Source organism: Variovorax boronicumulans NBRC 103145, assembly GCF_001591345.1.
Taxonomy (GTDB): domain Bacteria; phylum Pseudomonadota; class Gammaproteobacteria; order Burkholderiales; family Burkholderiaceae_C; genus Variovorax; species Variovorax boronicumulans.
This window is the reverse complement of record NZ_BCUS01000090.1, coordinates 1-25,806: the sequence shown is the minus strand read 5'-3', so window position 1 is coordinate 25,806 and position 25,806 is coordinate 1. Positions and strand designations below refer to the sequence as shown.

26 protein-coding genes are annotated in these 25,806 nt (G+C 69.5%); 13 read left to right on the top strand and 13 right to left on the bottom strand.

What is annotated here, in order from left to right:
- Positions 1–2 precede the first annotated feature (2 nt).
- From denD to VBO01S_RS22605, 6 genes are read left to right on the top strand one after another with little or no spacing between them, the layout of a single operon-like run.
- Positions 3–959: a D-erythronate dehydrogenase gene (denD, locus tag VBO01S_RS22630; RefSeq protein ID WP_255221171.1), complete on the top strand. Its 957-nt coding sequence runs from the start codon at positions 3–5 to the stop codon at positions 957–959.
- A 3-nt stretch (positions 960–962) separates the two neighbouring features.
- Positions 963–2,246 carry a 3-oxo-tetronate kinase gene (otnK, locus tag VBO01S_RS22625; protein ID WP_062479660.1) on the top strand — a complete coding sequence of 428 codons (1,284 nt, stop codon included), beginning with the start codon at positions 963–965 and terminating at the stop codon, positions 2,244–2,246.
- Positions 2,243–2,908, top strand: coding sequence for a class II aldolase/adducin family protein (locus VBO01S_RS22620; RefSeq protein WP_062479658.1), 666 nt, complete (start codon positions 2,243–2,245; stop codon positions 2,906–2,908). Before otnK ends, VBO01S_RS22620 begins: the two co-directional genes overlap by 4 nt.
- Positions 2,909–2,920: 12 nt before the next feature.
- Positions 2,921–3,739 (top strand): 2-oxo-tetronate isomerase, encoded by an 819-nt coding sequence (gene otnI / locus VBO01S_RS22615; protein WP_062479656.1) that lies wholly within the window; start codon positions 2,921–2,923, stop codon positions 3,737–3,739.
- A complete protein-coding gene (locus VBO01S_RS22610) occupies positions 3,736–4,944 on the top strand; it encodes an amidohydrolase family protein (RefSeq protein WP_062479654.1) in 1,209 nt (402 codons plus the stop codon). Before otnI ends, VBO01S_RS22610 begins: the two co-directional genes overlap by 4 nt.
- Positions 4,941–5,408, top strand: a complete 468-nt coding sequence (locus tag VBO01S_RS22605; RefSeq protein ID WP_062479653.1) for a RidA family protein — start codon at positions 4,941–4,943, stop codon at positions 5,406–5,408. The genes VBO01S_RS22610 and VBO01S_RS22605 overlap by 4 nt, the downstream gene beginning before the upstream one ends.
- On the opposite strand, the gene VBO01S_RS22600 is transcribed toward VBO01S_RS22605, so the two are convergent.
- From VBO01S_RS22600 to VBO01S_RS22560, 9 genes are all read right to left on the bottom strand, one after another.
- A complete protein-coding gene (locus VBO01S_RS22600) occupies positions 5,401–6,051 on the bottom strand; it encodes a TetR family transcriptional regulator C-terminal domain-containing protein (protein ID WP_062479651.1) in 651 nt (216 codons plus the stop codon). The genes VBO01S_RS22605 and VBO01S_RS22600 overlap by 8 nt on opposite strands.
- A complete protein-coding gene (locus VBO01S_RS22595; protein WP_062479649.1) occupies positions 6,048–7,010 on the bottom strand; it encodes a PDR/VanB family oxidoreductase in 963 nt (320 codons plus the stop codon). The genes VBO01S_RS22600 and VBO01S_RS22595 overlap by 4 nt, the downstream gene beginning before the upstream one ends.
- A gap of 21 nt (positions 7,011–7,031) precedes the next feature.
- A complete protein-coding gene (locus tag VBO01S_RS22590) occupies positions 7,032–7,625 on the bottom strand; it encodes an NAD(P)H-dependent oxidoreductase (RefSeq protein WP_062479647.1) in 594 nt (197 codons plus the stop codon).
- Between the two features lie 140 nt (positions 7,626–7,765).
- Positions 7,766–8,794 (bottom strand): ABC transporter substrate-binding protein, encoded by a 1,029-nt coding sequence (locus tag VBO01S_RS22585; protein ID WP_062479645.1) that lies wholly within the window; start codon positions 8,792–8,794, stop codon positions 7,766–7,768.
- Between the two features lie 59 nt (positions 8,795–8,853).
- Complete coding sequence (locus VBO01S_RS22580) at positions 8,854–10,251, bottom strand: FAD-binding oxidoreductase (protein WP_082818236.1); 1,398 nt, start codon at positions 10,249–10,251, stop codon at positions 8,854–8,856.
- Positions 10,223–11,110, bottom strand: a complete 888-nt coding sequence (locus tag VBO01S_RS22575; protein ID WP_174250296.1) for an ABC transporter permease — start codon at positions 11,108–11,110, stop codon at positions 10,223–10,225. The genes VBO01S_RS22580 and VBO01S_RS22575 overlap by 29 nt, the downstream gene beginning before the upstream one ends.
- Positions 11,088–11,897, bottom strand: a complete 810-nt coding sequence (locus tag VBO01S_RS22570; protein WP_062479639.1) for an ABC transporter ATP-binding protein — start codon at positions 11,895–11,897, stop codon at positions 11,088–11,090. Before VBO01S_RS22570 ends, VBO01S_RS22575 begins: the two co-directional genes overlap by 23 nt.
- Before the next feature lie 14 nt (positions 11,898–11,911).
- A complete protein-coding gene (locus VBO01S_RS22565) occupies positions 11,912–12,733 on the bottom strand; it encodes a creatininase family protein (RefSeq protein ID WP_062479637.1) in 822 nt (273 codons plus the stop codon).
- Positions 12,734–12,903: 170 nt separating this feature from the next.
- Positions 12,904–15,522, bottom strand: coding sequence for an autotransporter family protein (locus VBO01S_RS22560; protein ID WP_255221169.1), 2,619 nt, complete (start codon positions 15,520–15,522; stop codon positions 12,904–12,906).
- A 201-nt stretch (positions 15,523–15,723) separates the two neighbouring features.
- Here VBO01S_RS22560 and VBO01S_RS22555 point away from each other — a divergent pair, with 201 nt between their 5' ends.
- Genes VBO01S_RS22555 through VBO01S_RS22530 form a run of 6 tightly spaced genes read left to right on the top strand, consistent with a single transcriptional unit; the run spans position 15,724 to position 20,912 of the window.
- Entirely contained in the window at positions 15,724–16,239 is a 516-nt protein-coding gene (locus VBO01S_RS22555) for a hypothetical protein (protein ID WP_062479635.1), read from the top strand.
- A gap of 57 nt (positions 16,240–16,296) precedes the next feature.
- On the top strand, positions 16,297–17,466 hold the full coding sequence (locus tag VBO01S_RS22550; RefSeq protein WP_062479633.1) for a cytochrome c oxidase subunit II: 1,170 nt from the start codon (positions 16,297–16,299) through the stop codon (positions 17,464–17,466).
- The gene (locus tag VBO01S_RS22545; RefSeq protein ID WP_062479631.1) at positions 17,463–19,256 is read left to right on the top strand and encodes a cytochrome c oxidase subunit I; all 1,794 of its coding nucleotides are present in this window, start codon (positions 17,463–17,465) and stop codon (positions 19,254–19,256) included. The genes VBO01S_RS22550 and VBO01S_RS22545 overlap by 4 nt, the downstream gene beginning before the upstream one ends.
- Positions 19,253–19,870: a cytochrome c oxidase subunit 3 family protein gene (locus tag VBO01S_RS22540; protein ID WP_062479629.1), complete on the top strand. Its 618-nt coding sequence runs from the start codon at positions 19,253–19,255 to the stop codon at positions 19,868–19,870. Before VBO01S_RS22545 ends, VBO01S_RS22540 begins: the two co-directional genes overlap by 4 nt.
- 11 nt (positions 19,871–19,881) lie before the next feature.
- A complete protein-coding gene (locus VBO01S_RS22535; RefSeq protein ID WP_062479627.1) occupies positions 19,882–20,577 on the top strand; it encodes a heme-copper oxidase subunit III family protein in 696 nt (231 codons plus the stop codon).
- An 11-nt stretch (positions 20,578–20,588) separates the two neighbouring features.
- Positions 20,589–20,912 carry a cytochrome C oxidase subunit IV family protein gene (locus VBO01S_RS22530; RefSeq protein ID WP_062479625.1) on the top strand — a complete coding sequence of 108 codons (324 nt, stop codon included), beginning with the start codon at positions 20,589–20,591 and terminating at the stop codon, positions 20,910–20,912.
- 9 nt (positions 20,913–20,921) lie between these two features.
- Here VBO01S_RS22530 and VBO01S_RS22525 read toward each other — a convergent pair whose 3' ends face one another.
- The 4 genes from VBO01S_RS22525 to VBO01S_RS22510 form a co-directional block, all read right to left on the bottom strand.
- Positions 20,922–22,547, bottom strand: coding sequence for an MFS transporter (locus VBO01S_RS22525; protein WP_062479623.1), 1,626 nt, complete (start codon positions 22,545–22,547; stop codon positions 20,922–20,924).
- Positions 22,548–22,577: 30 nt separating this feature from the next.
- Positions 22,578–23,348, bottom strand: a complete 771-nt coding sequence (locus VBO01S_RS22520; protein ID WP_062479621.1) for an amino acid ABC transporter permease — start codon at positions 23,346–23,348, stop codon at positions 22,578–22,580.
- Positions 23,349–23,441: 93 nt separating this feature from the next.
- Positions 23,442–24,200 (bottom strand): basic amino acid ABC transporter substrate-binding protein, encoded by a 759-nt coding sequence (locus VBO01S_RS22515; protein ID WP_062479619.1) that lies wholly within the window; start codon positions 24,198–24,200, stop codon positions 23,442–23,444.
- An 81-nt stretch (positions 24,201–24,281) separates the two neighbouring features.
- Entirely contained in the window at positions 24,282–25,004 is a 723-nt protein-coding gene (locus VBO01S_RS22510) for a hypothetical protein (RefSeq protein WP_062479617.1), read from the bottom strand.
- Positions 25,005–25,205: 201 nt separating this feature from the next.
- On the opposite strand from VBO01S_RS22510, the gene VBO01S_RS22505 reads away from it, so the two are divergent.
- The coding region (locus VBO01S_RS22505) for a hypothetical protein (protein ID WP_157627428.1) at positions 25,206–25,806 on the top strand (601 nt) is incomplete at its 3' end.

Genomic DNA, 25,806 nt, shown 5'->3' with positions numbered 1-25,806 from the left:
CCCTGCTCGCCGGCGGCCCGCTCGCACTGGCCGGCGGCCCGGCCAAAGACATCGCACGCATCACGCTGGCAGACCGCGTGCCGCCGCCCGCCGACCTCGCGGCCGACGCGCGCATCCAGTTCGTGCAGGGCGACCTCTACGAGCAGGCCGCCAACGGCGCATTGCCGCTGGCCGACACCGACGCCGTGTTCCACCTCGCCGCCGCGGTGAGCGGCGAGTGCGAGGCCGACTTCGACCTTGGCATGCGCAGCAACCTGGACACCACGCGCGCCCTGCTCGACGCCTGCCGCAGCGCGGGCCATGCGCCGGTGTTCGTGTTCTCCAGCTCCGTCGCCGTCTTCGGCGATTCGCCCGAGCAGCGCCTGCCCGCGGTGATCGAAGACACCACGCTGCCCACGCCGCAGAACAGCTACGGCATCCAGAAATTCATCGGCGAGCAGCTGGTGGCCGACTACACGCGCAAGGGCTTCGTGCAGGGCCGCAACGTGCGGCTCATGACGGTGTCGGTGCGCCCGGGCCGCCCGAACGGCGCGGCCTCCAGCTTCCTGAGCGGCATGCTGCGCGAGCCGCTGGCCGGCGTGCGCGCACGCTGCCCCGTGGCGCCCGAGACGCCGGTCGCGCTGGCCTCGCCCGGCAACACCGTCGCCGGCATCGTGCGCGCGGCCACCGCCGGCGCCGCCGAATGGGGTGCGCGCACCGCGGTCAACCTGCCCGCGCTGACCACCACCGTGCGCGAGATGGCGCAGGCGCTCGAGCGCATCGCCGGCACCGAGGCCACCGCCCTCATCGACTGGGAACCCGACGCCGCCATCGCGAAGATCGTCACCAGCTGGCCCAGCCGCATCCACGCCGCGCGCGCCGAGGCGCTGGGCCTGAAGGCCGACGCCAGCTTCGACGCCATCCTGCGCGACTACGTGCGCGAGAACGCGCAGGCGGTCACGCTGGCGCTGAAGGGCTGAGCGATGGCGAAGCTCGTGCTCGGCTGCATCGCCGACGACTTCACCGGCGCCACCGACCTGGCCAACAACCTCGTGCGCGCCGGCATGCGCGTGGTGCAGACCATCGGCGTGCCCGCCGGCCCGCTCGATGCCGACGTGGATGCGGTCGTGGTCGCGCTCAAGTCGCGCACCATCGCGCCGGCCGAGGCCATCGCCCAGTCGCTCGACGCGCTGCGCTGGCTGCAGGCGCAGGGCGCGCAGCAGATCTACTTCAAGTACTGCTCGACCTTCGACAGCACCTTCACCGGCGAGGTCAGGGGCAACATCGGCCCCGTGACCGAGGCGCTGATGGACGCGCTGCAATGCGACTTCACCATCGCCACGCCCGCCTTCCCCGACAACAAGCGCACCGTGTTCAAGGGCTACCTGTTTGCGGGCGATGTGCTGCTCAACGAGAGCGGCATGCAGAACCATCCACTCACGCCGATGACCGACCCGAACCTCGTGCGCGTGCTGCAGGCGCAGTGCACGCGCAAGGTGGGCCTCATCGACCACGCGGTGGTCGCACGCGGCGCAGCCGCCATCGAAGAACGCATCGCGCAGCTGAAGGCCGAGGGCGTGTCGATCGCCATCGTCGACGCGGTCTCGAACGACGACCTGCTGCGCATGGGCCCGGCCCTCGCCAAGCTGCCGCTGCTCACCGCTGGCTCGGGCGTGGCCATCGGCCTGCCGGCCAACTTCGGCCTCGCGCCGTCGTCGCAGGCCAGCGCGCTGCCGAAGGCCGGCGGCAAGACGGCGGTGGTCTCGGGCAGCTGCTCGCTGGCCACCAATCGGCAGGTGCTCGACTTCATCCAGCGCGGCGGCGCGGCCATGGCCATCGACCCGCTGCGCATCGCGGCAGGCGTGGACGTGGCAGCCGAAGTGCTGGCCTGGGCCGCACCGCTGATCGACAAGGGTTCTGTGCTCGTCTACTCGACCGCCGAAGCCGGCGCGGTGAAGTCGGTGCAGGGACGGCTCGGCGTGGAGGAAGCCGGCGCCATGGTCGAACGCACCATCGCCGCCATTGCGCGCGGCCTGGTCGAGCGCGGCGTGCACCAGCTGGTGGTGGCCGGCGGCGAGACCTCGGGTGCCTGCGTGCAGGCGCTGGGCATCGCGCAGATGCAGATCGGTCCGCAGATCGACCCCGGCGTGCCGTGGTGCCATGCGCGCTCCGATGCCGCGCCCGAAGCCGGGCTGCACATCACGCTGAAGTCGGGCAACTTCGGCAGCGACGATTTCTTCACCAAAGCTTTTACAGTGCTCGCATGACCGAGAACGAAGCCCGCGACGAAATCTGCCGCGTCGGCCGCAGCCTGTTCGAGCGCGGCTACGTGCATGCCACGGCCGGCAACATCAGCGTGCGGCTGGACGACGGTTTCCTCATCACGCCGACCGACGCCTGCCTGGGCTTTCTCGACCCCGCGCGGCTCGCACGGCTCGATGCGCAGGGCCAGCAGACCGGCGGCGACCGCGCCAGCAAGACCATCGCGCTGCACACGCGCATCTACGCCGCCGCGCGCGGCTTCGATGCCGCCACGGCCTGCGTGATCCACACGCACAGCACGCACTGCGTGGCCCTGACCCTGGGCAACCCGCAAGCCGAACTGCTGCCCGCGCTCACGCCCTACTTCGTGATGAAGGTCGGCCATGTGCCGGTCATCCCGTACCACCGCCCCGGTGCGCCCGAGGCGGCCGAACAGGTGGCGCAGACCATCGCGCGCTACGGCGCGGCCGGCACGCCGATCCGCGCGGCGATGCTCGCGCGCCTGGGCCCCAACGTCTGGCACGAGACGCCGGCCGCCGCCATGGCCGTGCTCGAAGAGCTCGAAGAAACCGCCCGCCTGCAGATGCTCACGCAGGCCACCCGGCCCGCACCGCTCACCCCCGACCAGATCGATGAACTGCGCCGCACTTTCGGTGCGCGCTGGTAGTACAAACACCCCATGCCCCAATTCGCCGCCAACCTCTCGATGCTCTACCCGGAGCTCGCATTTCTCGACCGCTTCGACGCCGCCGCGAAAGACGGCTTCCAGGCCGTCGAGTACCTCTTTCCCTACGACTTCAGCAAGGAAGACATCGTCGCGCGCCTGAAGCACAACGGCCTGCAGCAGGTGCTGTTCAACGGCCCGCCCGGCGACTGGGCCGGCGGCGAACGTGGCCTGGCCTGCCTGCTGGGGCGCGAGGGCGAGTTCCGCGAAGGCATCGCCAAGGCCATCGACTACGCCGTGGCGCTCGACTGCCCGCGCATCCACGTGATGGCCGGCCTCGTGCCCGAAGGCCTCACGCGCGAGGCGGCAGAGGCCGTCTATGTCGGGAACCTGCGCTGGGCCGCGGCCGAGGCCGCGAAGGCCGGGCGTGATGTGCTGATCGAGCCGATCAACACGCGCGACATTCCGCGCTTCTTCCTCAACCGGCAGGACCACGCGCACCAGATCGTCGAGGCCGTGGGCGCCGCCAACCTCAAGGTGCAGATGGACCTGTACCACTGCCAGATCGTCGAGGGCGACGTGGCGATGAAGCTGCGCCAGTACCTGCCGACCGGCCGCGTCGGCCACCTGCAGATCGCGGGCGTGCCCGAGCGCCACGAGCCCGATGTGGGCGAGCAGAACTACGACTACCTCTTCGGCGTGATCGACGAGGTTTCGGCGCAGTGCGGCTGGCAAGGCTGGGTCGGTTGCGAGTACCGCCCGCGCCGCGGCATGGAGCCCGGCGGCACCTCGGCCGGCCTGGGCTGGCTGCGCGACTGGCGCCAGCGCGCATGACGACCACGACGCTCGAAGCGCTGCGCATTCCGGCGCCGCTGCGGGGCTTCGCTGCAGCGGGCGATGCGCAGGTCTTCGACGTCACGATCGACGGCGACAAGGTCGCGGCCATCGCGCCCAGCGCCTCGCAGACGCAGGCGCGCGGCACGCTGCTGAGCGCGCTCGTCGAGGCGCACGCGCACATCGACAAGAACTTCACCGTGCAGGACGTCGGCGCCGCGCAGGGCGACCTGTTCACCGCCATCGAGCGCATGGGCCGCCACCGCGCGAGCTGGACCGGCGCCTCGCTGCGCCTGCGCATGGAGCGCGCGCTGCACGAGGCCTGGCGTGCCGGCACGCGCGCGCTGCGCACGCACCTCGACTGGGTCGAGCCCGAGCCACCGGCCGCGCTGGCCGTGTTCGAGGCGCTGCGCGAGGAATGGGCCGGCCGCATCGAGCTGCAGTTCGTCGCGCTCGTGCCGCTCGACGTGTTCGCCGACCTTGCCGCCGGCGAGCGCATCGCGCGCGAGGTGAAACGCGCGGGCGGTTCGCTGGGCGCTTTCATCTACCGCAACGACGGCCTCTTCGCCAAGCTGGGCCGCGTGTTCGACCTCGCGCAGCAGCACGGGCTGGGGCTCGACTTCCATGTCGACGAAGGCCTGGACACCGACGCCAACGGCCTGCGCAGCATCGCGCAGCTGGTGCGCGCGCGCGACTTCAAGGGCCGCGTGGTCTGCGGCCACGCCTGCTCGCTCTCGGTGCAGGACGATGCCGTGGCCGCAGAAACGCTCACGCTGTGCGCCGGCGCCGGACTGCACCTCGTCGCGCTGCCGACCACCAACCTCTACCTGCAGGGCGCGTGGGACCGCACGCCTGTGGCGCGCGGCATCACGCGCATCCGCGAGGCCGCGGCGCACGGCCTGCGCGCCAGCCTGGCCACCGACAACGTGCAGGACGCCTTCTATCCCTACGGCAGCTACGATCTGCTCGAGACCTTCGGCCTGGGCGTGCAGATGGCGCACCTGGCGCCCGCCGCCGACTGGCTCGACACCATCACCGTGAACCCCGCCAAGGCGCTGGGGCTCGCGTGGGACGGCCGCATCGCGCCGGGCTGCCCGGCCGACCTGGTGGTGCTGGCCGCCACCGACGAACACGAACTCATCGGCCCGCGCGGACGGCAACGCACCGTCTACCGCGCAGGCCGGGCACTGGAGAACACACCATGAGCATGGGCAAGCCGATGGCCAACTATGCCGCCGCCAAGCGCGTCGGCGATTTCGTCTTCATGAGCGGCGTGGTCGCCGTCGACCCGGCCACGCGCCGCGCGGTGGCCGGCTACGACGCCATTCCCGAAGAAGCCCGCACCGCGCTGCAAGGCGTGGGCTACGCCACGGGCCAGATGTCGGTCGACATCTTCGAGGCGCCCATCGTGGCGCAGAGCTGGTTCGTGCTGGAGCGCATCCGCCAGATCGCCGCCGAGCACGGCGGCACCATGGAAGACGTGGTGAAGCTGGTGCAGTACTTCCGTCACCTGCCGCACTACGCCTTCTACAACCGCGTGCGCGGCCTGTTCTATCCGGGCGAGCCGCCGGTGAGCACGGTGGTCGAGGTGTCGCGCTTCCTGCCGGGCGACGAGGTGCTGGTGGAAGTGGAAGCCACCATGTACCTGCCGCAGCGCGCGGCTACTTGACGCCCGCGCCCTTGAGCAGGAACTCCGTCACCTGCTCGATCAGGTAGCGGCGGTCCTTGTCGTCGCCCTGCTGCGCCGTGTTGCGGTAGTAGGCGGCCTGCGTGGCGTGGTCGGCATAGAACTGCGTCACGGCCCAGATGTGGAACAGCACCAGCATCGGGTCGGCGGTGTCCATCAGGCCCTGGTTCATCCAGTTCTGGATCACGGCGGCGGCCTGGTCGGTGCGCTGCTTGCTCGTGTCCATCATGCTGTTGATGACGGGCGCGCCGCGCATCATTTCGGCGGTGAAGATGCGCGAACGCAGCGGGTGCTCGAACGAGAACATCATCTTGCGCTGGATCAGGTCGCCCAGCACCTTGCGCGGGCCGAAGGCCTCGTCGCTGAAGCCGAACACCACGATCCAGTCGGTCAGGATGTCCTGCAGCACCTGGCGGTACAGCGCCTCCTTGCTCTCGATGTAGTAATGCAGCTGCGCCTTCGACAGGCCGGCCTTGTCGGCGATGGCCTGCGTCGAGGCGCCGGCCAGCCCTTCGCTGGCGAACACCTCGATGGCGGCCTGGTTGATGAGGCCCAGCACCTGCGTGTACTTGCGCGAACGCCCGCGCGTGGCGGGTGCTTCGCTGTCGGTGTCCGTCACGCTCACAGCTGCAGCACCAGGTCGGGGCCCTTGGCGCGCGAGCAGCACAGTGCCACCTTGGTGCGCCGCTCGGTGCCCGTGAGGCAGAAGTCGCGGTGCTCGGCGCCTTCGCCGTCGCCCTCGACCACGCAGGTGCCGCACAGGCCCTGCTGGCACGACACGGGGATGTCGATGCCCACTTCGTGCAGCGCGTCGACCGCGGTCTGGTCGGCCGCCACCGGCACTTCGATGCCGCGCCGCGCCAGCTTCAACGTGAAGGGCAGGCCCGTGGTGGCGGCGGCCGTGCCGGTGGGCGCGGCGAAGTACTCGGTGTGCAGCGCGTCCTCGGGCCAGTGCGCGGCGGCCTCGCGCACCGCCTGCATGAAGCCGCCGGGGCCGCACACGTACAGGTGCGTGTCGGGCGCGCGCTCGGCCAGCAGCGCGCGCAGGTCGATGCGCTGCGTCGCATCGCCCTGGTCCAGGTGCAGCTTCAGGTGCGGCGCCAGCGCGGGCGCGTGCAGCGCCTCGGCGAAGGCCAGGTGCTCCTCGCTGCGCGCGAACACGCACAGCGTGAAGTCGGCGCCGCGCGCGGCCAGCGCCTGCGCCATGGCCAGCAGCGGCGTCATGCCGATGCCGCCGGCCAGCAGCAGGTGGCGGCGGGCTTCGGCGCGCAGCGGGAAGGTGTTGCGCGGTGCGCTGATCGCGATCAGGTCGCCCTCGCGCACGCGCTCGTGCATCGAGGCCGAGCCGCCGCGGCTCGCGTGTTCGCGCTTCACGCCGATCACGTAGCCGCCGCTGCCCGAGGGCGCGCGCGCCAGCGAGTACTGGCGCGAGAAGCCGCCGGGCATGTGCACGTCGATGTGCGCGCCGGCCTCGTAGCCGGGCAGTGCGCGGCCCCACGGATGCGCCAGCTCGAAGGCCAGGATTTCCGGCGTCTGCCGCGAGATGCGTTCGACACGGACGGTCAGCGTGCGTTCGAGGCTCATGGTGTGTGTCTCCCTGCTTGTCTACTGGATGTTGTGCAGCGTGCGCGCCACGCGCGCGATGAAATGGGTGCGGTCGCGGTCGGTGACGGCGTTCATGTCGTGCAGCTGCAGCCACGTGACCTTGCAGCGCCACGCGAACAGCGCCCGCAGCGCGCGCGTGAACAGCCGCCGCCCCGGGTCGCCGATGGCCATCACGAACCAGCGCGGCGAACCGCCCGTGGTCACCACCGTCAACCGGCGGATGTGCCGCATGCCCGACTTGGCGAGTTGTCCCTTGCGCTCGGCGGGCAGGAAAGCCACGCCCGGCAGCCACACGCGCTCGAGCCAGCCCTTGAGCATGGACGGCGGTCCATGGAACCAGGTGGGGTACACGAACACCAGGTGCTCGGCCCACAGCAGCGCTTCGACGTGGGGTTTCACGCGTTCGCGGATCAGTTCGGGGTTGTCGAGGTAGGCGATGCGCTCTTCGCGTGTCAGCGTCGGGTCGAAGCCCTCGGCGTACAGGTCGATGGCCTTGACGGGATGTCGCGGCGTCAGGGCCTCGAGGGCGGTGCGGTACAGCGCGTGGTTGAAGCTGTCAGGGTTCGGATGGCAATGGACGACGAGCGTTTTCATGGTTCGGGCCGGTTCGCCTGTTCGGCGAGACGGGGTCAGAGCCCAGGGATAAAAGGCCGCGCGTGCCTTATGGCAACCCAGGCGCCGGCATCTGACCCCGGCGCAAGCCCCGCGCGACCCACGGGAAAAAACGAAGCGAATTACTTGCCGGTGAGCTTCTTGCGGATGTCGACACCGACGCCCTTGTTGACGAACTGCGTGGTCGCGACCTTCGACAGGTCGATCTCGCCCGGCTTGTACAGGCCGGCCTTGACCATCTTGTCGTAGAAGTCCTTCACGCGTGCTTCGTCCATGGCGCCGATGCCCTTGGTGAGCGAGTCGCCGCTGTCGATGATGCCCATCTTCTTGATGAGGTCGATGGAGCCCTGCAGCGCGGCCGGCGTGGCGTCGGGGTTGGTCTTGGCGATGAGTTCGTTGGCGGCCTTGTTGTCGCCGTAGAGGTAGTTGTTCCAGCCGACGATCGAGGCCTCGATGAACTTGCGCACCGTCTCGGGCTTGGTCTTGATGAGGTCGGCGCGGGTCTCGATGGTGGTGGCGTAGGTCGAGAAGCCGTGGTCGGCCAAGAGGTGCACCACCGGGTCGAAGCCGGCCTGCGCCTTGATCGACAGCGGCTCCGAGATGGCGTAGCCCTGCTGGATGGATTTCTTGTCGGCCAGGAACGGGCCCACGTTGAAGGTGTAGGGCTTGAGCTGCGCGTCCTTGAAGCCGTGCTCCGACTTCATCCACTGCCAGAAGCTGAACTGGCCGTCCTTGCCGATGAAGGCCACGGGCGCCTTGGTCATGTCCTTGAAGGTGTCGTAGCCCTGGCCCGGGTGGGCGAACATGGCCTGCGGGTCTTTCTGGAAGATGGCCGCGACCACCACGGTGGGCACGCCGTTCTTCACGTTGTCGAACGACTGCAGCAGGTTGCCGGTCATCAAAAAGTCGACCTTGCCGGCCGGCAGCATGGGTCGGTTGTTGACCATCGGGCCGCCCTGCATGATTTCCACGTCGAGCCCGTACTTCTTGTAGGTGCCGTCCACCAGCGCCTGGTAGAAGCCGCCGTGGCCGGCCTGCGCCTTCCAGTTGGTGGCGAACACCACTTTGTCCTGGGCCTGTGCGGAGAAGGCGGCGCCTGCGAGGGCCAGGCCGAAGGCCAGCGGCCGAAGAGAGAAAGCGGGGATGCGCATGGGGACGGACTCCTGTGGAGGTTGGGGTGGGGACGGGATGCGAAGACTAAATGTTTTTCTCAGCGCTCGACGGCCATGTCGGGCGTCCAGCCGCGCGTCTTGCCGGGGTTCATCAGGCCCATCGGGTCGCTGCGCTTCTTGAACTCGATCTGCTGCGTGTCGATGGTCTTCATGCCGCCGTCCTCGATGGTGAAGACGTGCGGGTTGAAGATCTGCGCGCCGCCTTGCGACTCGATCTCGCGCATCACCTCGTACTGGTGGGCCTCACCCTTCCAGCGCACGAGCAGGATGCCGAAGGTGCCGCACTGACCGTTGGCGCGCGCGAAGTCCTGGTGCTGCAGCACGTCGTCGCCGAAGATCTGCATGTGGCGCTCGACCACGGCCGGGTCGAAGGGCTGGGCGTAGGCCACCTGCAGGTAGGTCCAGCTGCGGTCGGCCTTCAGCGCCTGCAGCGTCGTGTGGTTGAAGGCGCACTCGTAGGCCGGCGGCAGGCCCTCGGCCTGCAGTTCGGCCTCGGTGCCGGCCACCGACAGGGTGCCGCCGTGCGCCGCCGCGAGCGCGCGGAACTCGGCCATCGAGTCGGGCGAGACCATGGTGAACACCGCGTGCCGGTCGGACGGAAAGCGATCGCCCATGGCCGTGTAGTAGGGCGAGAAGCGCGCCTCCACGGTCGACAGCAGGAAGATGTCCAGCGAGGGCGCCTGCGCGGCAATGCCGAAGTCGAGCGCGCCGCGGTAGGTGTCGAACAGCGCCGTGCAGTGCACCCAGTCGACCGCCGGGCTCAGCGCCACTTCCACGTCGAGGATCACGCCGTTGGTGCCGTAGGCATGGTGCACCTGCTGGATCTCGTCGCCCACCAGCTCGATGACGCGCGGCTCGCGCTCCACCGTCATCACGCGCGCGCGCAGCAGGTTGCCGGGGTCGCGCAGGATGCCGTGTCGGAACGAGCCGATGCCGCCGAAGCCGCCCGCGATGAAGCCGCCGATGCTGGCCACGTGCCAGGTCGAGGGCCACATGCGCAGCGCCTGCCCGGTCTCGCGCGCGGCCAGGTCGATGTCGTGCATGCGCGCGCCGGCCTCGACACGGATGCGGCCGTCGGCCAGGTCGAGCACGCGGCACATCTGCGTCACGTCGAGCACGAGCCCGCCTTCGAGCGGCACGCACTGGCCGTAGTTGCCGGTGCCGCCCGCGCGCACGGTGAGCGGCAGCTTCCACTTCGCGGCCACGGCCGCGGCCTGGCGCACGTCGTCCTCGGTGCTGACCTTGACCACGAGGTCGGCCACGCAGCCCGCGAGCTGCGCCGTGAGGATCGGGCTGTACCAGTAGAAGTCCTTCGACAGCTGCTTGCGCTGGCTGGGCGTGGCGATCACGTTCAGGCCGCGCAGGTCCTCGCGCACGGCGTCCCAGTCGACGGTGGACAGCGGGGTTCTAGCGTTCACGGCGCATTTCGCTTTCATGCCAGTGGCCGAGCACGAGGCGCGACAGGGCGGCGAACACGATGAAGATCACGATGCCCAGCAAGGACACCAGCAGCAGCGCCGCGAACATCATCGGGATCTCGGTGCGGAAGCTCGACTCGAGGATGCGCGAGGCCAGCCCCGTTTCCTTGCCCGCCGTGCCGGCCGTGAACTCGGCCACCACCGCGCCGATCAGGCTCAGGCCGCCGGCGATCTTCAGGCCCGCCATGAAGTACGGCAGCGCGCTGGGCGCCAGCAGGTAGCGGAAGGTCTGCCAGGGCGAGGCCTTGTACAGCTGGAACAGGTCGCGCAGGTTGCTGTCGGCGCTCTTCAGCCCGATGACGGTGTTCGACAGAATCGGGAAGAAGGCCACGATCCACGCGCACAGCAACAGCGCCGCGGTGGTGCTCGACACGTAGATCAGGATCAGCGGCGCGATCGCGATGATCGGCGTCACCTGCAGGATCACGGCGATCGGGAACAGGCCGATCTCCACCCACTTGAACAGCGCGAAGGCAATCGCCAGCAGCACGCCGCCGACGATGGCGGCGCCCAGCGCCAGCAGCGTGAGCTTCACCGTGAACCACAGCGCGCCCGAGAGCGACCCCCAGTTGTCGAACAGCGTGCGCAGGATGAGCGAGGGCGCCGGCAGGATGTAGTGCGGGATGTCGTTGGCACGCACCATCCATTCCCACACCAGCAGCAGCGCCGCGACGATGACGACCGGCACGACGATGCGCAGCGTGGCCTCGCGCCGGCGCAGCTTGTCTTCGTGCGCGCGCAGCGTCTCGGCGGACGGCGTGGCTTCGTTGGTGGTGTCGAGGGGCATCACGGTTTCAATGGTCGATGTCGAGGCCATGGAGCGCTCCGTGCAGAGATTGCGAAACAGCCGTGCAATGCGCGTTGTAGCGGCTGGAGGTGCGGAAGGCTTCGCCGCGCGGGTAGGGCTCGTCGATGGCGATCTCGTCGATCACGCGGCCCGGGCGCGCCGCCATCACGACGATGCGGTTCGACAGGTAGACCGACTCGTACACGCTGTGCGTGACGAACACGATCGAGAAGCGGTGCTCGCGCCAGATGGCCAGCAGGTCGTTGTTGAGCTTGATGCGCGTCATTTCGTCGAGCGCGGCAAAGGGCTCGTCCATGAGCAGCAGGCGCGGGTGCGTGACCAGCGCGCGCGCGATCGACACGCGCATCTTCATGCCGCCCGAGAGCTCGCGCGGGTACACGTCGGCAAAGCGCGAGAGGCCGACCAGTTCCAGCACGTGCTGCACCACCGGCGCGGCTTCGTCGCGGCTCATGCCCGCGAGCTTGAGCGGCAGCCAGACGTTGTCGAACACCTTGGTCCAGGGCATGAGCGTGGGCTCCTGGAACACGAAGCCCAGGTCGCGGTCGCTCTTGCTGTCCTTGGCGCTGCCGGTGTTGGCGCCCGACCACTGCATGTCGCCCGAGCTGATGCGCGTGAGCCCGGCGATCAGCCGCAGCGCGGTGCTCTTGCCGCAGCCCGAGGGGCCCAGGAAGCTGACGAAGTCGTGCTCGCCGATGTCGAGCGTCATGCCCTGCAGGGCGAGCGTGCCGTTGGCAAAACGCTTGCCGACGTTGCGCAGGCGGACCAGGGGCGGCGTGGATGGCGTGGTGCTTTCCATGGGACTCCTTGGCGTCAGCGCCAGGCCGGAACGTTGGCCAGGCGCGAGAGCGGGAAGCGGTCGATCTCGTGCAGCAGCTCGACGAAGCGTTGGCCCACGTGGTCGAGCACCGCCGCGCCCTTCTCGGCGCTGGCGCGCGTGGCATCGCCGGCGGCGCCGGCCGGGTTGATGTCGTGCATCTGCCAGCCGAGCTTGCCGCTGGGCGTGATCGACAGGAACTTGTTCTCGGCCGCCAGCTGCTCGGTCATGGAGCCGAAGTTCTGGAACTGATCCTTGCGCACGTAGTCGGGCGTGAGGTGCAGCATCACCGAGCTTTCGAGGTCGCCGGCGTGGATGCCGTGCTTGCCTTCGTGCGCGGTGAACAGGCCCTCGGGCAGGCCCAGCGTGTACCAGTTGGCGGCCACGACCATCATGTCGTGCTCTTCGCGCAGGTCGCGCGCCACGATGTCCATGACGCTCATCTGGCCGCCGTGGCTGTTGTAGAGCACCAGCTTGCGCACGCCGGCCTTGGCGACGCAGGCGCCGACGTCTTTCCACAGCGAGATCAGCGTGTTGGCCGACACCGTGAGCGTGCCCGGGTAGCGCGAGTGCTCGTTGCTCTTGCCGTAGGGCACGGTGGGCAGGAACAGCACCGGCAGGTCGTCGGGCAGGTAGGGCAGGCTGGCGCGCACCATGCCGTCGATGGTGGCGGTGTCGGTCGACATCGGCAAATGGGGGCCGTGCTGTTCGGTCGCCCCCACCGGCAGCACGGCGATCAGCCGTTCGCGGTCGAGGCGGGAGAACTCTTCACTGGTCAGGTCGGACCAGAAGCGGCTGCGCAAGGGGGGGTGATTCATCGGGGTGTACCTCGTGGCGGGCGGACGGGATGATGGGCTAAATTATCCATACGGTCAAAAAAGACTGGCTATCCGTGGATACCCGTTGATCTTTATCAAGCAAACCGCATGCCATCAAATTTGCACGGACGGTCAAAAGTCGAGCCGTCCGGGCGCCCGTCGCCCCGGGGTCACCAGCGCATGCGCAGCCCCAGCTGGCCCTGCACGCCGGTCTGCTCGGTGATGCCGATGGCGCTGGTGTAGGCCAGGCCGCCGTAGACCGACAGCGTCTTGTTCACCTGCCCGACGATGCCGCCGCCCACTTCGAGCGCGCTTGCGTTGCGGCGGTTGGCGACCCGGTCGCTCGGCCCGAAGTAGAGGGCGTTGCTGCCGCTGAAGGTGTGCCACAGGTTGAGCTTCAGGTAAGGCTTCCAGACGCTGCCGCCTGCCTCGAAGCGGCCTTCGAGCCGCGCGCCCAGCCGGCCGGTGACGGCGTTGTCGCGCTGGAAGCGCACGGTCGAGAGGCCGTCGTCGAAGTCGTCGAGCGAACTGCGCTGCCAGATCAGCTGCACCTGCGGCTGCAGCGTGACGGTGTCGCTCAGTGCCAGCGGGTAGCCGGCCTCGAGCGATGCGGTCACGCTGGTGCCGTGCGGGCGGCCGCCGCGCCCCAAGGTGGAGCGCGCATCGGCCTTGTAGCGCGTGGCCAGCAGCACGGCGTCGGTGTACCAGCCGCTGCTCGCGATGCGGGTCCAGTAGGCGCCCAGGCTGTAGCCCTCGACGGTGAGCCGGCCGGCCGCCTCGTTGGTGGCGCCGCCGGCGACGCCGCTCGCGTGGCCGCTGGCCCGCGTGTAGCCGCCCAGCACGCCGACGCGGTGGCGCCCGCCCGCGCCGTCGGTGGCCGCCAGGAAGTCGTGGCCCAGCTGCAGGCCGCTGACGCTGCCGTCGAACTGCGGATTGGCATCGCCGCGCAGGCGCTGGCGCGTGCTTTCGCCGAACACGCGGCCCCACGAGGCCTGCCGGCCTTCACCGTCCGCAAGCAACTGCGGGTCGCCCTGCCGGTCGTGGAAGGTGCCCAGCTGCGCCAGCCCGAGGCGGCGCACGGCGATCGGCAGGGCGCTGTACAGCGGCACCTCGGGCCGGTAGAGCTTGACCTGTTCCACCGTCGCCGGCGAGCCTGTCTCGGCGATCACCTCGGCGGCTTCCTCCAGCGAGCCCACCACGGTGCCGCCCACGAGGTAGCCGTTGTTGCGCAGGTACCAGTTGTCGCGGTGGCTGCCTGTCGCGCCGCCGCGGAACAGCCGGTAGTTGTAGGCACCGGCCTCCACCGCCTGGGTCAGCGAGAACGCGTGGTCGGCCGTGGTGCCGCCGTTGACGGCCTGCACCACCAGGATGCCGTCGGCCAGCGTGGGCGCGCCCAGGCCGCCACGGTTCACCACGCGCAGGCCGGTGGACCCCGTGGCCGCACCGCCGTCGATCACCAGCTTGTCCGAGGGCGCGTTGTCGCCCGCCAGCACGGTGTTGACCTGCAGCAGTGCGCCGCTGCCGCCCACGTAGTTGCCGCGCACCGTGAAGGCGCCGAAACCGACGCCGTCGTTCGGGCCGGGCAGCAGCGTGCCCTGGTTCGTGACGTTGCCCGCGAAGGTGCCGGTGCCGGCCACGGTGGTGCCGGGCAACACCGCGATGACCGGGCTGGTCAGCGTGGCGGGCAGGGTGAAGCGGCCGGACTCGACGCGGATCGAATCCGAGAAGCTCGCGTCGGTCTGCCACGACCACGCGGTGCCGCGCATCGTCAGGTGCTGGAAGTTGCGGAAGGCGTTGTCGACCGTGCCGCTGCCTTCGAGAAAGGTGCTGGCCGTCTTGCCGACGCCGCCGTCGGCGCCGCCCTTGATGACCGAGCCGGTCTGCAATATCAGCGTGCCGTTGCCGAGCGCGCCCATGTAGATCGCGTCGGTGCTGGCGGTGCCGCCGTGGCCTTCGATGGTGCCGGCGTTGACCAGCACGTCGTTGCCGTTCTGGCCGCGGTAGCCGTAGCCGTTGGCGCTCGAGAACGAGGCGCCGGCCCGGTTCTCCACGCGCGAGAAGAAAGTGCCGCCGAGCGTGTTCGCATGCACCGCGTCGGCGCCGCCCGACGGCGAGTTGGCGCCCGTGGTGGCGATGCTGCCGGTGTTCACCAGCAGGTTGGCCACGAGGTTGCCGCCCTGCAGGTACACGCCCTTGGCCGAGCTGCCGATGGCCGAGATGCTGCCGTTGTTGATCACCGTGTTGCCCGGGCCCAGCAAAGAGATACCGTGCGAGCTGCCGCCCGTGGTGACGATGCTGCCGTTGTTGGTGATGAGGGTGCGCGTGCTGCTGTTCGACGTCACCAGGATGCCGGAGGTGCCGCTGCTCGTGGTGCGCAGGCTGCCGTTGTTGGTCAGCGTGTTGTCGTTGCCCGTGGCGACCATCGCCGCGCGCGCCGAGCCCGAGCCGCCCGACACCGTGATGGTGCCGTTGTTGGTGATGGTGCTCGCATCGCGCACCAGCAGCGCCTGCGTGGCGTTGGTGGTCAGCGTGGCGCCGCTGTTCACGGTGATGGTGACGCCGGTGCTGCCCGGCGTGGCGATCACGCTGGGCGATACGGTCGTGGTGCCGTCGCAGACCACGATGTCGCCGGTGACCGGCGTGGCGGTGGGGCCGCAGGCCGCGTGCGCGGCGCCGCCTGCGAGCCCTGCAAGGGCGGCCGCGAGCCAGGGAAGGGGGGATGCCGGATGACGGCGGGGAAAAGAAAACCGAGAAAAGTGGGAAAACCGGGGGCCTCGCTCCATGCGCATGTCGTCTGCTCCTTCTTGTTTTTCATGAGGCCGTGGGGGCCTGGAGCGGCGGATTATTCAGTGCAATTGCCCTTCTGGAAACCGACGAACTTCCGTACTCACCGGGTCGGTCCCGATGGCGCGCCGACTTGAATGCAGCCCTTCTTGAGCCTATAACTCAAGCATGGTCTCTTGCTCGTCGCAAGACGGAAAGGAGGCGCCGTGAAAAGACGCATCTATTGGCTGTTGCCGGACCTGGCGAGTGCCAGGCAGGCGATGCACGATCTGCTGCAGGCGCGTGTCGACATCGCGCACCTGCATTTCGCCGCACGCGAAGGCCAGGACATGGCCGGGCTCCATGCGGCCAACGTCTGGCAGACCTCCGACCTCGTTCACGCCGCCAAGACCGGCTGGGTGCTCGGCACCGCCTGCGGCGTGGTCGTCGGGCTGCTGGCCGCGCTGCTGTTCCCTGTGTTCGGCGACGAGCCCGAATGGGCCGTGGCCGTGGGCCTGGCGCTGCTGGGCGGCGTGGTGGGCGCCTGGTCGGCCACCATGGTCGGCGTGTCGATCCCGAGCCCGCGGCTGGCGCGCTTCGAAAGCGCCATCGCACAGGGCCAGGTCCTGTTGATGGTCGACCTGCCGCCGTCGCGCGTGCGCGAGGTCGAGGCGATGCTGGAGGCCACGCACCCCGAGGCCCGCTTCGAGGGCGAAGAGCCGCGGATCCCGGCGATCCGCTGAAGCCGCCGCGCATGCGACTCCCGGAACCCACGATGGCCACCCCAGGGAGCGCAGCACATGACCATCGCCGTCGTCCTGTTGCTCATCGTGGTGGCCTCGGTGGCGTTCCACGCCGTCAACCCGTGGTGGACGACGCCGCTGGCCTCCAACTGGCAGCGCATGGACGACACGCTGACCATCACGCTGCTCATCACGGGCCTGTTCTTCGTCGTCATCAACCTGTTCCTCGCCTACACCGTGGTGCGCTTTCGCCACCGCGAGGGGCGCCGCGTGGCGCCGCATGCGCCCGAGAGCCGCACGCTGGAGCGCTGGCTCATCGGCGGCACCACCGTCGGCATCATGGCGCTGCTGGCGCCCGGCCTCGTGGTGTACGCGAACTACGTGCGCACGCCGCATGACGCGCGCGTGCTCGAGGTGCTGGGCCAGCAGTGGCAGTGGCGCTTTCGCCTGCCGGGCGCGGACGGCAAGCTGGGCGCGACCGACGCGCGCTTCGTCACCGCCGCCAACCCCTTCGGGCTCGACCCGGCCGACGCGGCGGGGCTGGACGACCTGCTGGTCCCCGGCGACGAGGTACACCTGCCGATCGGCCAGCCGGTGCTGGTGCTGATGCGCTCCCACGACGTGCTGCACGACTTCTTCGTGCCGCCCATCCGCGCCCGCATGAACATCGTGCCGGGGCAGGTCAGCCGCTTCTGGTTCACGCCCACCGTCGCGGGCCGCTACGAGGCGCTGTGCGCGCAGCTGTGCGGCGTGGGCCATCCGAACATGCGCGGCTTCGTGGTGGTGGAGGACGCGGCGGCCTACGACGCCTGGCGCACGGCGCTGCCGACCTTCGGCGCGATGCAGCTGGCGCAAGCGGCCCAGGCGGCGCAGGCTGCCCAGGCACCGGCCGGCGGTGGCGGCCGCGTCGACCAGGGCCGCGCGCTGGCCGACACCAAGGGCTGCGTGGCCTGCCACACCATCGACGGCAGCACACGCGTGGGGCCGACCTGGAAGGGCCTGTACGGCAAGAACGAGTCGATGGCCGACGGCAGCACGGCGCTGGTCGATGAGGCTTATCTGCGCAGCTTCATCCGCGACCCGCAGGCGCGCCACGTGAAGGGCTTCCCGCCGGTGATGCCGAAGATCGACCTGAGCGACGAGGAACTGGCCGCGCTGGTGGCCTACATCCAGAGTCTGGGCAGCCCGCCGGCGCAGGCTGCCACCGAACAGAAGGCCGCGCGATGACCGACGCTGCTGTGCTCACCCCCGCCGACGACGAACACGACGATGGCGGTCACCCGGCGCCGCAGGGCTTCCTGCGCCGCTACGTCTGGAGCCAGGACCACAAGGTGATCGCCGTGCAGTACGCCTGCACCGCCATCGCGGTGGGCGTGGTCGGGCTGGTGCTGTCCAACCTCATGCGGCTGCAGCTGGGCTTTCCGGGCCAGTTCGAGTTCATCAACGCCGAGCGCTACTACCAGTTCGTGACCATGCACGGGATGATCATGGTGATCTACCTGCTCACGGCGCTGTTCCTGGGCGGCTTCGGCAACTACCTGATCCCGCTCATGGTGGGGGCGCGCGACATGGTGTTCCCCTACCTCAACATGCTGAGCTTCTGGGTCTACCTGCTGTCGGTGGTGGTGCTGATGGCCAGCTTCTTCGTCGCGGGCGGCCCCACGGGCGCGGGCTGGACGCTGTACCCGCCGCAGTCGATCCTGCCCGGCACGCCGGGCCACGGCGGCGGCATCGTGCTGATGCTGGTGTCGCTGCTGATCTTCATCGTGGCCACCACCATGGGCGGCCTGAACTACGCGACCACCGTGCTGCAGGCGCGCTGCCGGGGCATGACGCTGCTGCGCATGCCGCTCACGGTGTGGGGCATCTTCGTGGCCACGGTGCTGGCGCTGCTGGGTTTTCCGGCGCTGTTCGTCAGCGGCGTGATGCTGCTGCTGGACCGCACGGTGGGCACCAGCTTCTTCATGCCGGCGCTGGTGTCGATGGGGCAGCTGTCGGGCCACAAGGGCGGCAGCCCGCTGCTGTTCCAGCACCTGTTCTGGTTCTTCGGGCACCCCGAGGTCTACATCGTGGCGCTGCCGGCCTTCGGCATCGTGTCAGACCTCATCAGCGTGCACGCGCGCAAGCGCATCTTCGGCTACCGCACGATGGTGTGGGCCATCGTGGCCATCGGCGGGCTCAGCGTGGTGGTGTGGGCGCACCACATGTTCGTGAGCGGCATGAACCCGTACTTCGGCTTCTTCTTCGCCACCACCACGCTGGTCATCGCGGTGCCCACGGCGATCAAGGTCTACAACTGGCTGCTCACGCTGTGGCGCGGCGACATCCACCTGTCGGTGCCGATGCTGTTCGCGCTGGCCTTCGTGTGCACCTTCGTCATCGGCGGGCTCACGGGCCTCTTCCTGGGCAACGTGAGCGTGGACATTCCGCTGTCGGGCACCTACTTCGTGGTGGCGCACTTCCACATGGTGATGGGCGTGGCGCCGCTGTTGGTGGTGTTCGGCGGCCTCTACCACTGGTTTCCCAAGATCACCGGGCGCATGCTGGACGACCGGATCGGCCGGCTGCATTTCTGGATCACCTTCCTGGGCACCTACGCGATCTATTTCCCGATGCACTACCTGGGTGTGCTGGGCATGCCGCGGCGTTACTACAACTTCGACGGCTACAAGTTCATTCCGCCGTCGGCTTTCAGCCTGAATGAATTCATCACCGTGGTCGCACTGGTGGTCGGCGCGGCGCAGCTGCTCTTCATCGTCAACCTGGCCTGGAGCGCCTGGCGCGGCCGGCCGGCCGGCGCCAACCCGTGGCGCGCCGCCTCGCTCGAATGGCAGACGCCCGAGACGCCGCCCGGCCACGGCAACTGGGGGCCGCGGCTGCCCGTGGCCTACCGCTGGGCCTACGCCTACGGCGTGCCGGGCGTGGCGGAAGACTTCATCGCGCAGAACGCACCGCCGCAGGCGAGCGACGACAAGGACGACGTGCCGGTGAGCGGCGCGCGCGGAGCACCGGCATGAACGCGGACGCCGCCCTGCGCCTGCGCGGCCTGCCCCGCGACGTGCGGCTGCGCGACGCGCACGCGAGCGCCGCCGGCATCGGCCTGTGGGTCTTCATGGGCGTGGTCACCGCGCTGTTCTCCCTGTTCACCGTGGCCTACGTGATGCGCATGAGCAGCGGCGACGCGGTCGCGCTCGCGCTGCCGTGGCAGCTGTGGCTCAGCTCGGCGCTGCTGGTGGCGGGCAGCGTGGCGCTGGAAGCCGCCTCGCGCCGCGTGGACCCGGCGCGCATGCGCCGCCTGCTGCTGGCCGGCGGCCTGTGCGCCGCGGGCTTCCTCGGCGTGCAGCTGTGGGCCTGGGCCGCGATGGCGCACGCGCAGGTGCTGCCGGCGGGCAACCCGTCGGGCAGCTTCTTCTACCTGCTGACCGCCATGCACGGGCTGCACCTGGCGGGCGGACTGGTCGGGTGGGCGATGGCGGCGCGTGTCGCGTGGGCCGACCCCGCCCGCGCCGGATGGCGCATCGCGCTGTGCGCGCGCTACTGGCACTTCATGCTGGCCGTGTGGCTGGCGCTGTTCGCGCTGCTGGGGTGGGTGACGCCGGAGGTGGCGCGCGTCCTCTGCGGCACGGCGTGAGGAGGCTTCGCATGAACTCCAGCACCGCAACCCTCACCGGCTCCACTGCCGTCGCCATGAGCGGCTGGCGCGGGCTGGTGGCCGACTGGTCGTCCGACCGCCAGGCCTTCCACGTCTCGTGGGGCAAGGCCATGATGTGGATCTTCCTGCTGAGCGACATCTTCATCTTCAGCTGCTTCCTCACGGGCTACATGACGGTGCGCGTCTCGACCACCGTGGCCTGGCCGAACCCGAGCGAGGTGTTCGCGCTGCACGTGGGCGGGGCCGACGTGCCGCTTTTGCTGATCGCGATCATGACCTTCGTGCTCATCAGCAGCAGCGGCACGATGGCGATGGCGGTCAACTTCGCCTACCGCGGCGACCGCGTGAACGCCGCTACGCTGATGCTCGTGACCGCCACCTTCGGCGAACTCTTCGTGGGCATGCAGGCCTTCGAGTGGTCCAAGCTGATCCTCGAGGAGGGCGTGCGGCCCTGGGGCAACCCGATGGGCGCGGCGCAGTTCGGCGCGGCCTTCTTCATGATCACCGGCTTCCACGGGCTGCACGTGTCGGCCGGCGTGGTGCTGCTGTTCGCGGTGGCCTTCAAGCTCATTCGCGGCGACTACGACAAGGCCGGCAACTACCAGGTGGTCGAGATCGTGGGCCTGTACTGGCACTTCGTCGACCTGGTGTGGGTCTTCATCTTCGCGCTGTTCTATCTCTGGTGAGGACCATCATCATGAACACCACCCACGCCACCACTGGCCAGCAGCACCCGATCGGCCTGTACCTGAAGATCTGGGGGCTCCTGTTCGTGCTCAGCGCGATGTCGTACATGGTCGACTACTTCCATGTGCAGAGCTACCTGCGCTGGGGCCTGATCATCGTCTTCATGCTGCTCAAGGCCGGGCTCATCGTCGCGGTCTTCATGCACATGGCGTGGGAGCGGATGGCGCTGGTCTACGCGATCCTGCTGCCGCCGCTGTGCCTTTTGGTGCTGGTCGGGCTGATGGCGGCGGAGGCCGACCACACCTTCCTCGCGCGGCTGGCGTTCTTCCGCTGACGGCCCTGCTCAGCGCCGCACCACGAAGCGCGTGATCACCGGCGGCGACTCGCCCAGGTGGAAGGCCAGCCGGCGCTCGCGCAGCGCCATGTCGGCGGCGGTGGCGCGGTTGAAGCGGCGCAGGTGGTCGGTCCACGACTCGTCCACGATCTGCTCCACGTAGCGCTCGGGCTGCGCGATGTCGTGCAGCAGCTCCCAGCCGATGGCGCCCTGGCCCAGGCGCGCGCGCCGGGTCTGCTGCATCACGAGGTGGAAGGCCGCGGCGCGCGACGGGTCGATCAGGTACTCGACCGTGATCACCACGCGGCCGTCTTCCTGCGGCGCCTCGGCCGGCGGGCCGGTGGCCCAGCCGGCTTGGGCGGGGCGCACGTCGTCCTCGCCGCTCACGTCGGTCACCCAGCGCATGGCCGCCAGCATCAGCAGCGTGCCGCTCACGGCGGCGATGGCCAGGCTCAGCTTCAGCGACGTGACGGTGGCCACCTGGCCCCACAGCGCCGCGCCGATCGCGCTCGCGCCCATGATCGCCATCTGGTAGGTCGACATGCCGCGCGCGCGCACCCAGTCGGGCAGCGCCAGCTGGGCCGACACCGACAGCGAGTTGGCCACCGTGATCCACGCCATGCCGCCGAAGAACATCGCCGGCACCGCGACCCAGGCGTTGGGCGCCACGGCCATCACGGCCGTGGCGGCCGACTGCAGCATGGCGCCGCGCAGCACCAGCTGGTCGCGCCCCAGCGCCTGGCGCAGCCGCGGCAGGAAGAGCACCGCGATGATCGCGCCCGTGCCCATGGCGGCCAGCAGCAGCGTGAAGGTGCCGGCGCCGCCGCCCTGGAGGTTGCGTGCCAGCAGCGGCAGCAGCGCCAGCAGCGCCGTCGAATGGAAGAAGAACAGCGACACGCGCGTGAGCACCGCGCGCATGCGCTGCGACTGGCGCACGAACTGCACGCCCACGCGCATCGCGCTGATGAGCTTCTCGCGCCCCAGCGGGTTGGGCGTGTGCTCGCGGCGCCAGCGCAGCACCACGAAGCCCGAGGCCACCGACAGCACCGCGTTGAGCGCGAACACCCAGACGCTGCCCGCGCTGGCGATCAGCATGCCGGCCGTGAGCGGGCCGACGATGCGCGAGGCGTTCATGGCGATGCCGTTCAGGCCCAGCGCCGCCGGCAGTTGTTGGCGCGGCACCAGCTCGGGCACGATGGCCGAGAACACCGGCCAGCGCAGCGCCAGCCCGATGCCGTTGGCGAAGGTGAGCGCCAGCAGCAGCGGCGCGGTCATCACGTCGAGCGCGATGGCGGCGCACAGCACCACGGCCGTGCCGGCCAGCCAGAACTGCGTGGCCACCAGCCAGCGCCGGCGATCGAGGATGTCGGCCAGCGCGCCGCTCGGAAGGCCGAGCAGGAACACCGGCAGGGTGGAGGCCGACTGCACCAGCGCCACCCAGATCGGCGAGGTGGTCAGCGAGGTCATCATCCACGCCGCCGCCACATCGTTCATCCACATGCAGATGTTGGCGATGAGCCAAGTGCTCCACAGCATGCGGAACACGGGGAGCTTCAGCGGCTCGAGCGCCGCGAGGTTCGAGGGCTGCGGCTTGGCCGGCGGGAGGGGTGTCTCTTCGGGGGATATGGGCGGCATGTCGCGCTATTGTGGCGCGAGGCGGTGTGCTTAACCTCTGTCGCTGCGGGCGAGACGGTGTTCGAGGCGGCGCAGCAAGGTGGTCAGCACCAGCGTCATCACCCAGTACACCACCGAGATCGCCAGGTACGGCTCCCAGTAGCGCGCATAGGCGCCGGCCACGGTGCGCGCGGCGTAGGCCAGCTCGGCCAGGCCGATGGCCGACACCAGCGAGGTGTCCTTGAGCAGCGCGATGGCGTTGTTGCCCAGCGGCGGCAGCATGCGGCGAAAGGCCTGCGGCAGCACCACGTAGCGCATCACCTGCGCGGGGCTCAGGCCCAGCGAGCGGCCGGCGTCGAACTGCCCGCGCGAGATCGACTGGATGCCGGCGCGGAACACTTCGGAGATGTAGGCCGCCGAGTTCAGCGTGAGCGCGACCACGCCGGAGATGAGGGCGCCATGCTCCTGCTTGAGCGTGCGCGCGAGCTCGCCGTCGATGAGCAGCCCGGTGCTCGGGTGGATGAACACCGGCATCACCGCGAAGTGGATGAGCAGGATCTGCACGAACAGCGGCGTGCCCCGGAAGAAGCTCACGTACACCGTGGCGGGCCAGCGCAGGAACACGCGCGTGAGCCAGGTCCACGGCGCATGGCGCGCCTGTGCCAGCCGCGCCAGCGCCAGGCACAGGCCCCAGCTCGCGCCCAGCAGCACGCAGACCACGGTCATGCGCAGCGTCATCCAGGCGCCCTGCCAGAACAGGTCCTTGTATTCCACGAGGATGTCCCAGCGGAACCATCCGAAAAGCAGCACTGGTTGTTCCATGCTTGCGTCCTCAACTCTCTGTCTATCTGTCGGTCAGCGGAAAAACGAAACGGCCGCGTGAGGGCGGCCGTGTTCAGGAAAATGCCGTGCGGCTCAGCGCACGTTCGGGTCCTTGTTGAACCACTTCTTGTAGATCGTCACGTAGCTGCCGTCGGCGCGGATGGCCGCCAGGCCGGCGCTGAGCTTGTCCAGCAGCGCCTTGTCGCCCTTCTTCACGACGATGCCGAAGCCTTCTTCGGGGAAGGACTTGTCGTCCAGCGTCTTCAGCTCGGGGTGCTGCGCCACGCGGTAGGCGATCACGCCGTTGTCGCCCATGGCGGCATCGACGCCGCCGCCGGCCAGCTCGGAAATGATGAGCGGCGTGCTCTCGAAGCGGCGGATGTTGGGGCTGGTCTTGCCGAACTCGCGCGAGGCGATGTCGTCGGCGGTGGAGGCGCTGACCACGGCGATCTTCTTGCCCGTGAGGTCCTTCAGCGAGGCCACGGTGCTGTTCTTCGGCAGCGCGATGAGTTGGCGGGCCGCGAAGTACGGCGGCGTGAAGTCGTAGCTCTGCTTGCGCTTCTCGTTGATGGTGACGCCCGAGATCACCAGGTCGACGTCGCCGTTGTTCAGCGCGCCGAAGATGCCGGTGAAGGGCGTGTTGACGATCTTGATCTTCAGGCCCTGCTGCTTGGCGATGGCGTTGATGATGTCGATGTCGAAGCCGACGATCTGCTTGTCCTTGTTCTCGAAGGCAAACGGCGCGTAGGTGGCGCTGGAGGCCACGGTGAGTTCGCGGTTCTGGGCCTGGGCACCGAAGGCGAGCGTGGCGGCAGCGAGGCCGAGGGCCAGGGCACGGCGTAGAGAGTTCATTCGGGGTCCTTGTGTCTTTGCCGCCCGGCGGGAAGCGGTGGGCGAGCATTTTAGGCGGTCGCTATCGGGGCCCCTTGCTGCCTACCGGGCGAACAGGAGGTAGAGCGCGACGGCCACCACGGCCACGACAGCGATCACCTTGCCGGCGCGGGGCGAGCCGGAGGCGCCAGTGGAACTCCACGTCACGCTGTGGGTGCGCACGGTCTTCGTGCGCCCGCCGCTGCTGCGTTCCGTGCGGACGAGCGCATCGGCCACGACCTGCCGGCCTTCCGGCGAGACCGCGGACATCGGCGATGCAAGCGCCTGCAGCTGCGCCGGCGTCAGCACGCCGGTGCGCACGGCCCAGGCCAGCGTGGCGGCCGGCGAGGCGGGCGCCGCCCATTCGGGTTCCTGTGCGGGCAGCAGGCTGAGGGCCTGTGCGTGTTGCGCGGGATCGATCAACTGCAGCGCCTGCAGTTGATCGAGGGCGCTCTCGGTCACGCCGTCTTCCAGGCGGTTCGCCATGAGGCTGATCTCGAGCAGCACCCAGGCCGGCGCCTGGCCGCTGACCATGGCCACCGCATTCGCCACGGTGCGGTGCGCCTCGTCTTCCGCGCCGGGGGCGGCGCGGGCGCGCAGGCCGGGCAGTGCCTCCGGCGCCACGATGCCCTTGGCGGCCGCCCAGCCCAGCGCTTCGCTCGGGGTGCGCAGCGGCGTGTTGGGCAGGTCGGGGTGCGCGAGCGCCTGCGCGTGTTCCGCGTCGGTCAGCAGGCCCAGGGTGTGCAGGTGCGACAGGGCCCGTGGGCCGGTTTCTTGGGGATTCATGGGGGCCCAGTGTCCCAGAGGTCTAGCGAAGGGCCGCGACGCCGGCCCGGCGCTCCCATCGTGTGCGTTACTTCTCGGTGCACGTCCAAATTTGGGCATCGATTCGATACATCACGCATCAATTAGTTAACACATATAACAATAAGGAACTATTAAAAGCAATTGGTCAGGGAAGAAGGTATGCCATTGGTTTTGGGCGTCATGGGGCTCCCTCAGGTCGAGGTCGAGCTCCTGCGGATCATCGTTCGCCTCAGCTCCAATCTCCGGTCGTTGTGGACGGTCAGCGAGTCGCAGCCCTGCGACCTGTTGTTGGTGGACGGCGATGCGCCGGCCGCCGAGCGGCAGACGCCGGCCGCGCGCTTCGTGGTGCCGATGGTGGCGCGCGGCGAGGCCGTGGCCGCCGCGCCCGCGCGTCGCACGCTGGCGCGTCCCATCTACGCGGAAGAGCTGGTCGCGCTGCTCAACCAGGTCGCGCCCAGCGGGGCCTCGGGCGACGCGGCGCGCGCCATGGTGCGTTCCATCCGCGCGCGGGCCTCGCTGATCCGCTGGCCCTCGCAGGTGACCCTGCAGCGCCATCCGATCTACGTGCGGCTGGCGGCGGCACTGTCCAAGAGCGCGCAGTCGGCCGAAAGCCTGAGCGTGCTGGGCCGCATCGACGTGCAGGAGTGCAGCACCTTCCTCGGCCTGCTGGAGGAAGAAGGCGCGCTGACCTGGTCGGAGGAAGCCCGCGCGCCGCGCCCCTCGGGGGCCAGCGCCGGCGGCGAGGCCGCGCAGCACAAGCGGGGCCTGCTCTCGCGCATCC

Excerpts from the sequence above, each read along its gene's own strand:
- otnK (WP_062479660.1), top strand. The coding sequence starts at position 963 with ATGGCGAAGCTCGTGCTCGGCTGCATCGCCGACGACTTCACCGGCGCC.
- VBO01S_RS22620 (WP_062479658.1), top strand. The coding sequence starts at position 2,243 with ATGACCGAGAACGAAGCCCGCGACGAAATCTGCCGCGTCGGCCGCAGC.
- otnI (WP_062479656.1), top strand. The coding sequence starts at position 2,921 with ATGCCCCAATTCGCCGCCAACCTCTCGATGCTCTACCCGGAGCTCGCA.
- VBO01S_RS22610 (WP_062479654.1), top strand. The coding sequence starts at position 3,736 with ATGACGACCACGACGCTCGAAGCGCTGCGCATTCCGGCGCCGCTGCGG.
- VBO01S_RS22605 (WP_062479653.1), top strand. The coding sequence starts at position 4,941 with ATGAGCATGGGCAAGCCGATGGCCAACTATGCCGCCGCCAAGCGCGTC.
- VBO01S_RS22595 (WP_062479649.1), bottom strand. The coding sequence starts at position 7,010 with ATGAGCCTCGAACGCACGCTGACCGTCCGTGTCGAACGCATCTCGCGG.
- VBO01S_RS22590 (WP_062479647.1), bottom strand. The coding sequence starts at position 7,625 with ATGAAAACGCTCGTCGTCCATTGCCATCCGAACCCTGACAGCTTCAAC.
- VBO01S_RS22585 (WP_062479645.1), bottom strand. The coding sequence starts at position 8,794 with ATGCGCATCCCCGCTTTCTCTCTTCGGCCGCTGGCCTTCGGCCTGGCC.
- VBO01S_RS22580 (WP_082818236.1), bottom strand. The coding sequence starts at position 10,251 with ATGAAAGCGAAATGCGCCGTGAACGCTAGAACCCCGCTGTCCACCGTC.
- VBO01S_RS22575 (WP_174250296.1), bottom strand. The coding sequence starts at position 11,110 with ATGGCCTCGACATCGACCATTGAAACCGTGATGCCCCTCGACACCACC.
- VBO01S_RS22570 (WP_062479639.1), bottom strand. The coding sequence starts at position 11,897 with ATGGAAAGCACCACGCCATCCACGCCGCCCCTGGTCCGCCTGCGCAAC.
- VBO01S_RS22565 (WP_062479637.1), bottom strand. The coding sequence starts at position 12,733 with ATGAATCACCCCCCCTTGCGCAGCCGCTTCTGGTCCGACCTGACCAGT.
- VBO01S_RS22560 (WP_255221169.1), bottom strand. The coding sequence starts at position 15,522 with ATGCGCATGGAGCGAGGCCCCCGGTTTTCCCACTTTTCTCGGTTTTCT.
- VBO01S_RS22550 (WP_062479633.1), top strand. The coding sequence starts at position 16,297 with ATGACCATCGCCGTCGTCCTGTTGCTCATCGTGGTGGCCTCGGTGGCG.
- VBO01S_RS22545 (WP_062479631.1), top strand. The coding sequence starts at position 17,463 with ATGACCGACGCTGCTGTGCTCACCCCCGCCGACGACGAACACGACGAT.
- VBO01S_RS22540 (WP_062479629.1), top strand. The coding sequence starts at position 19,253 with ATGAACGCGGACGCCGCCCTGCGCCTGCGCGGCCTGCCCCGCGACGTG.
- VBO01S_RS22535 (WP_062479627.1), top strand. The coding sequence starts at position 19,882 with ATGAACTCCAGCACCGCAACCCTCACCGGCTCCACTGCCGTCGCCATG.
- VBO01S_RS22530 (WP_062479625.1), top strand. The coding sequence starts at position 20,589 with ATGAACACCACCCACGCCACCACTGGCCAGCAGCACCCGATCGGCCTG.
- VBO01S_RS22525 (WP_062479623.1), bottom strand. The coding sequence starts at position 22,547 with ATGCCGCCCATATCCCCCGAAGAGACACCCCTCCCGCCGGCCAAGCCG.
- VBO01S_RS22520 (WP_062479621.1), bottom strand. The coding sequence starts at position 23,348 with ATGGAACAACCAGTGCTGCTTTTCGGATGGTTCCGCTGGGACATCCTC.
- VBO01S_RS22515 (WP_062479619.1), bottom strand. The coding sequence starts at position 24,200 with ATGAACTCTCTACGCCGTGCCCTGGCCCTCGGCCTCGCTGCCGCCACG.
- VBO01S_RS22510 (WP_062479617.1), bottom strand. The coding sequence starts at position 25,004 with ATGAATCCCCAAGAAACCGGCCCACGGGCCCTGTCGCACCTGCACACC.